Annotated in this window: 10 protein-coding genes; 4 read left to right on the top strand and 6 right to left on the bottom strand. The window is 70.3% G+C overall.

Annotation, left to right across the window (positions count from 1 at the left end):
* Nucleotides 1-264: 264 nt before the first annotated feature.
* A complete protein-coding gene (locus tag D7W79_RS11655) occupies nt 265-780 on the top strand; it encodes a J domain-containing protein (RefSeq protein ID WP_120525437.1) in 516 nt (171 codons plus the stop codon).
* On the opposite strand, the gene D7W79_RS11650 is transcribed toward D7W79_RS11655, so the two are convergent.
* Both D7W79_RS11650 and D7W79_RS11645 read right to left on the bottom strand, forming a co-directional pair.
* Nucleotides 696-1,706 carry a stage II sporulation protein M gene (locus D7W79_RS11650; protein WP_120525436.1) on the bottom strand — a complete coding sequence of 337 codons (1,011 nt, stop codon included), beginning with the start codon at nt 1,704-1,706 and terminating at the stop codon, nt 696-698. The genes D7W79_RS11655 and D7W79_RS11650 overlap by 85 nt on opposite strands.
* A gap of 1 nt (nt 1,707) precedes the next feature.
* The gene (locus tag D7W79_RS11645) at nt 1,708-2,493 is read right to left on the bottom strand and encodes an RDD family protein (RefSeq protein WP_171435907.1); all 786 of its coding nucleotides are present in this window, start codon (nt 2,491-2,493) and stop codon (nt 1,708-1,710) included.
* Between the two features lie 482 nt (nt 2,494-2,975).
* On the opposite strand from D7W79_RS11645, the gene fruA reads away from it, so the two are divergent.
* The gene (gene fruA, locus D7W79_RS11640) at nt 2,976-3,662 is read left to right on the top strand and encodes a response regulator transcription factor FruA (protein WP_043321786.1); all 687 of its coding nucleotides are present in this window, start codon (nt 2,976-2,978) and stop codon (nt 3,660-3,662) included.
* A 61-nt stretch (nt 3,663-3,723) separates the two neighbouring features.
* Here fruA and D7W79_RS11635 read toward each other — a convergent pair whose 3' ends face one another.
* Nucleotides 3,724-3,951, bottom strand: coding sequence for an MbtH family protein (locus tag D7W79_RS11635; RefSeq protein WP_014397734.1), 228 nt, complete (start codon nt 3,949-3,951; stop codon nt 3,724-3,726).
* Nucleotides 3,952-4,139: 188 nt separating this feature from the next.
* Between D7W79_RS11635 and D7W79_RS11630 the strand changes: the two genes are divergently transcribed.
* Nucleotides 4,140-5,147 (top strand): Lnb N-terminal periplasmic domain-containing protein, encoded by a 1,008-nt coding sequence (locus D7W79_RS11630; protein ID WP_120525434.1) that lies wholly within the window; start codon nt 4,140-4,142, stop codon nt 5,145-5,147.
* Nucleotides 5,148-5,156: 9 nt separating this feature from the next.
* On the opposite strand, the gene D7W79_RS11625 is transcribed toward D7W79_RS11630, so the two are convergent.
* The gene (locus tag D7W79_RS11625) at nt 5,157-5,903 is read right to left on the bottom strand and encodes a hypothetical protein (protein ID WP_167497687.1); all 747 of its coding nucleotides are present in this window, start codon (nt 5,901-5,903) and stop codon (nt 5,157-5,159) included.
* A gap of 108 nt (nt 5,904-6,011) precedes the next feature.
* Here D7W79_RS11625 and D7W79_RS11620 point away from each other — a divergent pair, with 108 nt between their 5' ends.
* Entirely contained in the window at nt 6,012-6,599 is a 588-nt protein-coding gene (locus tag D7W79_RS11620) for a YdeI/OmpD-associated family protein (RefSeq protein ID WP_120525432.1), read from the top strand.
* Between the two features lie 49 nt (nt 6,600-6,648).
* On the opposite strand, the gene D7W79_RS11615 is transcribed toward D7W79_RS11620, so the two are convergent.
* Both D7W79_RS11615 and D7W79_RS11610 read right to left on the bottom strand, forming a co-directional pair.
* The gene (locus D7W79_RS11615) at nt 6,649-8,661 is read right to left on the bottom strand and encodes a CBM96 family carbohydrate-binding protein (protein ID WP_120525431.1); all 2,013 of its coding nucleotides are present in this window, start codon (nt 8,659-8,661) and stop codon (nt 6,649-6,651) included.
* A gap of 174 nt (nt 8,662-8,835) precedes the next feature.
* Nucleotides 8,836-9,729, bottom strand: a complete 894-nt coding sequence (locus D7W79_RS11610; RefSeq protein ID WP_120525439.1) for a cyclic nucleotide-binding domain-containing protein — start codon at nt 9,727-9,729, stop codon at nt 8,836-8,838.
* Nucleotides 9,730-9,815: the final 86 nt, after the last annotated feature.

The raw sequence follows: 9,815 nt of genomic DNA, 5'->3' as shown, positions 1-9,815 counted from the left end.
TCTCCACAGGGGCCTTCTCGGGCTTCGGAGAGGCCTTGGGCGCGGCGGCCGGGGCCGACGGGGCCTGGGCGTGCGCGGCGGCGGTCAGGAGCAGGGCGGCGGCGAGGAGCGGTCGCATGGGCCTCGTTCTACCCGAAACCCGGGAAGCCCGGCAGCGCACCGGGGCCGCCCCCTGGGTCGTCCGCGACATTTTCTTGACGGGATCGCCGGACGTGGGAGGTTGCCGCTGCTACAGGCGTGTTGCGAACGGAGGTCGAAGTCACCATGGGTGCGGCGGTCGCGAGCTGGCAGACACTGGAGAACGTCACGGTGGAGTGCACCCACTGCGGCGTGATGATGACACTCCAGCCCGGGAGCCGGGTGAAGTACTACCGGTGCGGTTCATGCCACCGCTGGGTGTCCAGCACCTACAGCGAGGTCTTCCGCGCGGACGCGAAGATGCGCACGCACCCGGTGAAGGACACCGCGGACGCGGACGCGCGCTTCGTGGAGGTGAAGGCCCGGTTGGACCAGTGGCTCACCGCCGTCCAGGAGCAGTGCCCGTACCAGACGATGGGCGTCTCGCCGTTGGATCCGCCGGACGTCATCCGCGCGCGCTTCCACGCGCTGGCCATGGAGCGGCACCCGGACCGGGGCGGCTCCGCGGAGCAGATGCGCGAGCTCAACGCCGCCTACGAGCGCATCCTCAAGCACCGTCAGCGCAAGCGGCTGGAGGCGATGGCGTCCGGTTCGCCCACGCGCGCCACGCCCGCGTCCGTCCTGCCCGCGCGCAACAGGTAGAGCCAGAACAGCGCTCCCAATGACAGGCCCAGCCCCACCTTGGCCCAGGTGGGGAACAGGTGGCCCGGGGAGATGAAGCCCTCCACCATGCCGATGCCGGCGAGGAAGGGCGCGCAGCCCACCACCAGCTTCACCGCCTCACGTCCGCGCGCCTGGAGCGCCTGCGCGCGCGGCAGCTCGCCGGGGTCGATGAGCGCCTGGCCCACCATCAGCCCCGCGCCGCCCGCGATGACGATGATGGACAGCTCCACCGGCCCGTGCGCGGCGATGAAGTCCAGGAAGCCCGCCGTCATTCCCTCGCGGAAGCACAGCGCGCCCACAGCGCCAATGAGCACGCCGTTGTTCACGAGCGTGAAGATGGGCCCCACGCCCAGCAGGATGCCGGACGCGAACGCGAACAGCGTGACGGTGAGGTTGTTGGTCGCGATGCCGGACGCGACGGCATTGGGCGGCGCCACGGACAGGAGGTCGTCCGTCCACATGCGCCCCTGCGCCACGTAGCGCCGCACGCCCTCCGGCACCAGCAGCTCCGCGCCGCGCGGCTCCAGCGTCACGACCAGCGCGCCCAGGAGCAGCCCCAGCACCAGCAGGCCCGCGCTCACGCCCACGAAGCGCGCCTCGCGGCGCAGCGTGGCGGGGAAGTCGCGGCGGAAGAAGTCGCGCGTGGAGGCCCAGCGCTCGCGCGGGGGCTGGTAGATGGCGCCATACGCCTGGCCACACAGCTGGTTGAGGAAGCGGTGCGCGTCCGTGCCTGGATAGAACGTCTGGGCTTGCGCCAGGTCCGCGGCCGCGCGCCGGTACAGCGTGTCCAGCGTGCGCAGCTCCGTCAGGCCCAGGCGGCCCGTGCGCTGACGCGTGAGCAGTGCCTGGAGCGCGTCCCAGTCCGGGCGGCGCCGCGTGACGAACGTGGGCAGGGGCACGGCCATCTCAGTGGGCCGCCTTCGCGCGCGTGCGCAGGAAGGCCTCCGTGGCGTCCGGGGACTGGAGCACCCGCGCGCGCTCCTCGTCCGTCAGCGACGCGCCCACGCGGTCCACCAGCCGCGCTCCCAGCCGCTGGCGCACCTCCGGCTCCAGACCGGGCGCGCGCGCGAGGAACGCCAGCACCAGCTCCACGTCCTCCGCGTCCAGGGGCCGCTGCACGGCGGAGCCAGGCGCGGGCGCGGTGCCGGACGCGGCCTCGTCCGGGGGACCTTGTGTGTACTTGTCCAGGTCGATGGCCTCCTCGCGCACCAGCACGGTGCCGGCGAGCAGGTCCCCCAGCCGGCGGTGCCGCGAGTCCAGCAGCATGGTGATGCACCCGGTGGCGTAGAGCACCGGCAGGAAGTCCACCGCGCGGCAGAGGTTGCGCACCGCGCTTTCGTAGAAGCCCACCGGCGAGCCATCCTCGCGCACCACCCGGATGCGCATCACGCGCTTGCCGGGTGTCTGTCCATGGAAGAAGACCTCCGCCAGCGTCCAGTACAGCCATTGCGTGGCGAAGAGGCCCACCGCGAGCAATGTCTGCGTGAGCCCCGACAGCGCCTGGAAGGCACCCAGCACGTCGGACACCAGCAGCGTGATGACGAAGTAGAGCGCCACCCAGAAGAAGAACAGCAGGCTCGCGTCCACCAGCCACGCGAGACAGCGGTAGCCGATGCCGGCCACGGGCAGGGAGAGCGCCACGCGTTCGGGCGTGGCGACGTCGACGTGGGGTGCGGGGGCGGAGGGAGTCATGCGCGCGGGACGCACAGCATACGCCCTTGGCGTCCAGGACGCGCCATCTCCGTGCATTGGCGCCATGCGAGGGCACAGGGCGAAACAGCAGGCGAAACATTGAAATGTGGACGCAGGATGCGTGTCCCGCGGCCGACAGCGATCACGACCTGACGGACAGGGCCCTGGATTTCGATACGATTCGTGCGCAATTGACAGTCCCGACAGGGGCGGTTCGCAACAGGCCTTGGATGATGTTAGGGTCTCGGTTGGCAGGAATTGCCTGAAACGGAAAGGGAGGAACGGCCCGGATGGGCCAGTTCGGCAGTCGCAAGCGCAGTCCGCAGGGCAGCACTGACAAGACCCCCGGATGGAGTTGAAGCGCGGTTCTCGCACGCTCAGCACAGGCGGAAGTTCCGCCGCGTTTCCACCGACTCCGGGGCAGGTTGAAGTCGACAGGTAGCATTGAAAGCAATTCGCCACGACGGCTGGGGGGCCATCGCATGGCAGCGAATCAATCGGCAGTTCGTATTTCGATTCTCGAAGGACCATGGGCGGCCTGGCAGGGCTTGTCCGATGGGCTTCGGGGTGAGGGTCATTCCACTTCGGTGACGCGCGACGTGCGCGGCTTCCTGGACGGACTCGGCACGGATCCACCGCAGGTGGCCATCCTCGACGTGGAGAGCGACGGCGAAGCCGCCATCGGATGCTCCGTGACGGAGGGGCTCAACCTGCTGCGTGAGGCCCGTAAGCGCCGGCTGGAAGTGCGCATGCTGCTCTTGTCCGCGGTGAGCACGCCGGAGGTCATCTCCCAGTGCTTCGACGAGGGGGCCTCGGGGTACCTCTTCCGCGCCGGACTGGGCGTGAACGCGGTGTCCTCCGCGGTGCAGTCACTGGTGCGGGGCGAGCGCCTCTTCCCGGTGCAGCTGCTGCGCAACGACTTCGAGCATCCGCCGGTGACGTCACCCACGGCGAGCGTGCTCTTGCTGCTCACGCAGCGGGAGCGCGAGGTGCTCCAGTACGTGGCGGGCGGGGCGGACAACCTGAAGATCGCCGCGCATCTTCAAATCGCCGAGCGCACCGTGAAGTCACACGTCACGCAGCTCTACCGCAAGCTGGGCGCGGAGAACCGCACCCAACTTGCCCTGCGCGCCTGCCACCTGGGCGTCAGGCCTCCGCCGGACCTCTAAACGGTCCGGCCCACCCTCCCCGTTGAAGCGGGGAGGGCGCGGTGGGAAGCGCACGCGGTCCTCAGTTCTTGTTGCGGGCCGCGTCCTCTTCCATCTTCTTGCGGAGGCTCAGGGGACGCATGTCCGTCCAGACCTCCTTGATGTACTCCAGGCACTCGGCCTTCAGGCCCTGCTTGCCGGCGTCCTTCCAGCCCAGCGCGTTCTCACGGTCCGCGGGCCAGATGGAGTACTGCTCTTCGTGGTTGACGACGACCTTGTATACGGTCGTGTCTTCGCGCTCGTCGCTCATGGGGGTGGGCTCCTGGATGCAGGGGACCCCCTTTCGTCGCACACCCGGGGAAAAGCGGTCAAGGTAGGCGGTTGCGACAAATTCAGGGCCTTCCCGTGAGGGTGGATCCGCGCCCGGCCGCCCGCCGGGGCTGCGCCCGGAAGCCGTGTGGGTGACACGAGCGTCATGGGGCGCGGATACTCGGCCGCATGCGCATCTGGAAGAACGCCATGTCGGGGCTCGTGCTCCTGGTGGGGGGCGTCTGGGCCTCGCTGGCCCTGGCCCTGACGGGGACGGGGCCAGAGGGGCCGCACGGGGCCCGGATCCTCGTCGCGGGGGCCCTGGTGGCCGCGGCGGTGGCGGCCTGGCGGTGGCGCTCCCGGCGCTGGGGCGTGGCGGTGATGCTGCTGGGGTGCCTCTGCGTGTACGGCTGGGTGCGGACGTTCCAGCCCTCCAACACGCGGGACTGGGCGCCGGACCTGGCGCGGGCGCCGTGGGCGGAGGTGGCGGGCTCGAAGGTGACGCTGCACGAGGTGCGCGACTTCCGCTACCGCAGCACCACGGACTGGGACCCCGCCTGGTACACGGCCACCTACGACACGGACGCGCTCACGGAGGCGTCGTTCATCGTGGAGCCCTTCTCCGGTTTCTACGGCGCCGCGCACACGATGGTGAGCTTCGGCTTCCAGGACGGCCGCCGCGTGGTGTTCTCCGTGGAGGTGCGGCGGGAGCAGGGGGAGACGTTCTCCGCGCTGGGCGGGCTGTTCCGCCGCTTCGAGATTGCCTACGTCGTAGGCGACGAGCGGGACCTGGTGCAGCTGCGGTCCAACTTCCGCCACGACGACGTGTATGTGTATCCGGTGACTGCATCCAGGGAGCGCATCACCGCGTTCTTCATGGACATGGTGCAGCGGATGAACGGGCTGCACACGCAGCCGGAGTTCTACGACACGCTCACCAGCAACTGCACCACCAACCTGGTGCGCCACTTCGAGAAGGTGGCCACGAAGGACGTGCCGTATGACCACCGCACGCTGATGCCGGCGTTCGCGGACGAGCTCGCCTATGAGCTGGGCATCATCGACACGGACGCGCCGCTGCCGCAGGTCCGCCAGCGCTATCACATCAACGCGCGCGCCCTGGCCGCGCAGGGGCGGGACGACTTCTCCGCCCGCATCCGCGCGCCGCTTCAGACGGCCACCGCGCCCGCGCCGTGACGGCCGGCCTCAGGTGCCCGTGGCGGCCCGCGCCTGCGTGGGGGCAAGGCCGCTCTTCAGGTGCTTGTCGTAGTGGGCCTCCAGCGCGGTGAAGTAGCCGCGCTCCTCCCACATCTCCTGGAGAAGGCGGTCGGTGAGGGACTTCACCTCCGCGCTCTCGCCCTTCGGGTCGGGCACCCGGGCGCCTCCGTGCTTCGGATCCAGGAAGGCGCGGGTGGCCTCGGCCATCAGCACGCTGCTGCTCCGGAAGAGGCGGCGCAGGGCCTGGTTGATGGGGCGGGCGTCCATCTCCGCGCACGAGGCGACGATGGCGGCCTGCACCTTCCGGGGCGCGTCCCCCTGGAGCGAGGCCGCGTCCAGGTCTCCGCGCTGGAGCGCGTGGTGCAGCAGGTAGCCGTGGTGCAGGCACACGCTGGTCAGGTCCACGCAGTCCTTCACCCAGAGGACGAAGAAGACCTTGCGGAACACCTTGCGCACCGGGAAGAGGGCCACGGCCTTGAGATAGGACACCAGCCGCCCGCCCAGGCTGCGCTCATCGTACGAGCCGGCGAGCACCGCCACGGCCTTGTCCGGCGCCTTCAGGCCCTTCTCCTTGAGCTGGTCGCGCACGGACTGCTCGCGCACCTGGCGCAGGGCGTAGTCGTCCAGGAAGGGCACGGGGATGAGCGGGGTGAGCCCGGCCGCCACGGCGTGGAAGGCCACGCGGGCGAGCGAGGGCGGCACGGCGCCGGGCGGCGGGGTCTTGGAGTCAGCCATGGCGTGTTTCATAACCGCTTCCGCGCCCGCCGCCTTCCGCCGGTAGAGTGGGATTGTCATGAACCCGTCGCGCAGGCGCGCGGGCCCAGGGAAAGGCGTGACCCCCGGATGAAGGCGAAGGCGAAGCAGGAGCTCCCCGTCGTGCCGTTCGCGTCGGAGAAGGCGTGGGAGAAGTGGCTGGAGAAGCATCACGCCGACTCGCCGGGGGTCTGGGTGAAGCTGGCGAAGCTGGAGTCCGGCATCCCGTCCGTGACGTATGCCCAGGCGCTGGAGGTGGCGCTCTGCTACGGCTGGATTGACGGGCAGAAGGACGCGTTCGACGCGGAGTACTGGCTCCAGCGCTTCACGCCGCGCAAGCCGCGCAGCAAGTGGTCGAAGATCAACTGCGGCAAGGTGGAGGCCCTGGTCGCCGCCGGACGCATGAAGCCCGCGGGCCTGCGCGAGGTGGAGGCGGCGCGCGCGGATGGCCGGTGGGAGGCGGCGTACGCGGGGTCGAAGACCATCGAGGTGCCGGAGGACCTGACGCTCGCGCTGGAGAAGAACCCGAAGGCGAAGGCGTTCTTCGCCACGCTCAAGAGCGCCAACCGCTACGCCATCCTCTTCCGGCTCCACGACGCGAAGAAGCCGGAGACGCGCGCGCGGCGGCTCGAGAAGTTCATCGCCATGCTGGAGGCCGGGGAGACGCTCCACGGCTGAAGCCGGAGGCCCGCGCTCACGGCCGCGGGCCTCCAGGGTGAAGCGGTGCCTACGGCGCGAGCTTCAGCAGCAGCAGGTCGCCAGGACCGTTGGCGGTATGGAACGTCCCCTCCACCGTGCCCGTCCGGAAGAGGTGGTTGGCGATCATGGTCTCCCCTGCGCTGTTGACGGCCATGACGGGCGTGAGGTTCGGGTCCATGCCCCGCGACCACAGGTGAGAGCCGTCCGCCGCGTACCGCGACACGAAGTTCGACACGTAGCGCGGGTGGCCGATGGGGCCTCCACCCAGGTCCACCTGCGCGGACAGGTCGCCCCGCAGCGTCAGCCGGCCCTGGCCATCCACGCCCAATTGAAAGGCCCGGTCTCCGGTCTGGGGATCGCCCAGCTGCCGTCCCCACTGGTCCGAGCCGTACGCCGACAGCGCGCCCAGGATGATGTCCGTGCGGCTGAGGTACGGATCATCCAGGCTGGCGCTATAGGTGCGCCCCGCGAAGGGGAAGCTGCCGGTGAAGGTGGCGGTGAAGGCCACGGCGTCCCCGGGCCGCGCGACGACGCCCCGCATGGTGCCCTGGCCGCCGTTGAGCGCGCGGGACCACTGGAGCGCGCCCGTGGGCGAGTACTTCGCCACGAAGGGCGTCCGGGGACCCTGGACCCCCAGCGGGGTGTTGGTGGGGTGGGGGCTCGCGACGCCCGCGAGCAGCACCGCGCCGGTGCTGTCCGTGGCGAGCGCCTGGCCCTCGGAGCCTGTGTTCCCGGCCCCATGGACGCGCGACCACAGGTGCTGCCCCTCCCACGAGAAGCGCGCGACGAAGAGCGCCTCCCGGCCCGCCACGGTGGCGCCGGAGTCCAGCACGCCGCCTCCCAGGTCCATCTGCCCGCTGAACCTGCCCGTGACGATGAGGCTTCCGGAAGCGTCCGTGGCGACGGCCAACGCCCGGGCGGGGACCTTCTCCAAGGAGCCGACCTGCGGGGTCCCCGCGAGGAAGCCCTTGGACCAGACCGGCGTGCCATTGGGCGAATACTTCGCGATGAAGACGCCCGGCATGTTCCCGTAGGTCGCCGGCAGGGCCCCCGTCCCCAGGTCGGGGCTGCCGGAGTACGAGCCCGCGATGAGGATGTTGCCGAGCGACGTCACCGCCAACCCGCCCACGGTGATGTCCGGCACGCCTCCGGTGACGAAGGGCACGTAGCTGCGCGACCACTGATGCGACCCGTCCGGGCCGTACTTCGCGAGCACCAGGTACGCGGGGGCATTCACCGGCCCTCCGCCGAAGTCACCGGAGGTGTAGAAGCGCGCCGCGACGACCCAGCCGCCATCGGGAGCGGCGGCCACCGCGGAGGGCATCTCCTCTCCCGGGCCGCCGTACTTCCAGACCCCCTGCAGTGCGCCGCCCGTGCCCTGGCGCGAGCAGTACGTGATGGCGCGCGTGAGGTTCAACATGGGGCCGATGTTCCTGGATTCTTCGGACTCGATGTCCACGCCGTTGCCGCCGGTGGGCAGGAGCGCGAAGGCGTATTCGCCCGAGCTCCGGACCGCGGCGCTCACGTCGTACGTCACCCAGGTGTTGCTCTCCACGTTGCCCAGGTCTCCCAGCGGGTCACCCTGTGGCGCGGGCCGCGTGTTCCAGGTCAGCGTGTCCTCGCTCCACCCGGTGCTGGTGCGGTAGAGGGCGGGCCCATCCGTGCTGCCATCCAGGACGGACATGTTCAGCGTCGCCCCGACGATGGGGAAGTACGCGTCGTCATTCGTCACGCTGAACTTCATGTACGACGCCAGCTGGGGCGAGCCATCCACCAGGAGCAACGGGTCGTTCCCGAAGTTCGTCGTCGGCCGGGCGGCGTCCACGTACGCGTCACCCTCCCGCCGGCTTCCAAAGGTCTCGTAGATCGTCTCGGAGATGCATCCCGTCGCCAGCGGTGCTGCCTTCACCGCTTCCGGAGGCGCCGCGGCCTCCGGTCCTGCCTGCTCCTGTTCCGCCACTCCACCGCAATGCGTGCACAGCACCAACGCGGACAGCCACCCCAGACTTCTCCTGCCCCAACGCACAGCCCTGCCTTGCATGACGCCTCCCGGTTGCTCCGGAGTGGCGTGATTGCATTCCCAATACCAGCCGTGAGGTGTTGGACAGACAACTGCTTTCGCAGGGCGATTGTCTGTCTGGGATGAAGCATTTCCTCTCCGGGTGAAGCCAGACGCTCTCGGAGGGTACAAAGCGGGACGGCGCAGGACGGCGGACTACTTCGGCTCGCCCATGACTTCCATCGTGTGCTTGAGCCGCTCCAGGCCCAGGCGCACCAGGGCGCCGCGCAGGTCGGGCTGGCCCAGGAAGGCCTTCTTGAACACGTCGCGCTCCAGCTTGAGGAGCGTGCAGGGAGTCACGGTGCGCACGGTGGCGGTGGCCAGCCGGCTGCGCAAGAGGGAGATCTCCCCGAACAGGGCGCCTTCCTCCAGCGTAGGGTAGGGGGACTGGCGGCCGTCGCCGTGCGTGTGGAAGACCTCGCACTGGCCCCGGATGAGGACGTAGAGCGCGTCGCCCGGCTGGCCCCGGGTGAGCAGCGTCTCTCCGGCGGGGACGGTGCAGGGGACGAAGGCGTCCCCCAGCTCGTGCTGCACCTCCGGGGGCAGGGCGGCGATGAGCGGGTTGCTGCGCAGCGCGTCCGCGAGCAGGCGTTCCCGGGCGGTGACCTGCATCTGCTCGCCCTTGACGCCGTAGTCCTTGCCCAGCTCCCGGACGCCGGCCTGGGTGAGCTCCAGCAGCACGGCGTCCTCCACCGTCACGATGGTGGCGGTGCGCTGCGTGCCGGTGAGCAGCGCCAGCTCGCCGAAGAACTCGCCGGCCCCCAGGCGGCCGACCTCCGTGTTGGCGCCGTTGTCGCCGCCGCGCAGCACCGCGACGCGGCCCTCCAGCACGACGAACATCGAATGGCCCGGGTCGCCCTCGCGCACCACCACCTGGCCCGCGGGCAGGTAGCGCGTGCAGACGGGCGGCGGCGCGGGAGCCCCTTCCACGTCCGCCGGGGCCCCTGCCGCCGGGGCCGTGGCGGAGGTCGCGGACGTCTGCCCGCCGGAGGAGACCGGGGCGGACGGATGGGCGGACAGCAGGGCCTGCAGGCGCGCGAACAGGGACATGGTGCCCAAATGCTACCCGGGACGCCCGGGCGGAAACTGTGAAGTGCTTCACAGGCAGCGCGGTGGTGGCCTGAAAGACAGCCAGG

The sequence above is a fragment of the Corallococcus exercitus genome (assembly GCF_003611585.1).
Classification (GTDB): domain Bacteria; phylum Myxococcota; class Myxococcia; order Myxococcales; family Myxococcaceae; genus Corallococcus; species Corallococcus exercitus.
This window is presented reverse-complemented; position numbering and strand designations above follow the sequence as displayed.

Excerpts from the sequence above, each read along its gene's own strand:
- D7W79_RS11655 (WP_120525437.1), top strand. The coding sequence starts at position 265 with ATGGGTGCGGCGGTCGCGAGCTGGCAGACACTGGAGAACGTCACGGTG.
- D7W79_RS11610 (WP_120525439.1), bottom strand. The coding sequence starts at position 9,729 with ATGTCCCTGTTCGCGCGCCTGCAGGCCCTGCTGTCCGCCCATCCGTCC.
- D7W79_RS11635 (WP_014397734.1), bottom strand. The coding sequence starts at position 3,951 with ATGAGCGACGAGCGCGAAGACACGACCGTATACAAGGTCGTCGTCAAC.
- D7W79_RS11650 (WP_120525436.1), bottom strand. The coding sequence starts at position 1,706 with ATGGCCGTGCCCCTGCCCACGTTCGTCACGCGGCGCCGCCCGGACTGG.
- D7W79_RS11630 (WP_120525434.1), top strand. The coding sequence starts at position 4,140 with ATGCGCATCTGGAAGAACGCCATGTCGGGGCTCGTGCTCCTGGTGGGG.
- D7W79_RS11615 (WP_120525431.1), bottom strand. The coding sequence starts at position 8,661 with ATGCAAGGCAGGGCTGTGCGTTGGGGCAGGAGAAGTCTGGGGTGGCTG.
- D7W79_RS11645 (WP_171435907.1), bottom strand. The coding sequence starts at position 2,493 with ATGACTCCCTCCGCCCCCGCACCCCACGTCGACGTCGCCACGCCCGAA.
- D7W79_RS11625 (WP_167497687.1), bottom strand. The coding sequence starts at position 5,903 with ATGGCTGACTCCAAGACCCCGCCGCCCGGCGCCGTGCCGCCCTCGCTC.
- fruA (WP_043321786.1), top strand. The coding sequence starts at position 2,976 with ATGGCAGCGAATCAATCGGCAGTTCGTATTTCGATTCTCGAAGGACCA.
- D7W79_RS11620 (WP_120525432.1), top strand. The coding sequence starts at position 6,012 with ATGAAGGCGAAGGCGAAGCAGGAGCTCCCCGTCGTGCCGTTCGCGTCG.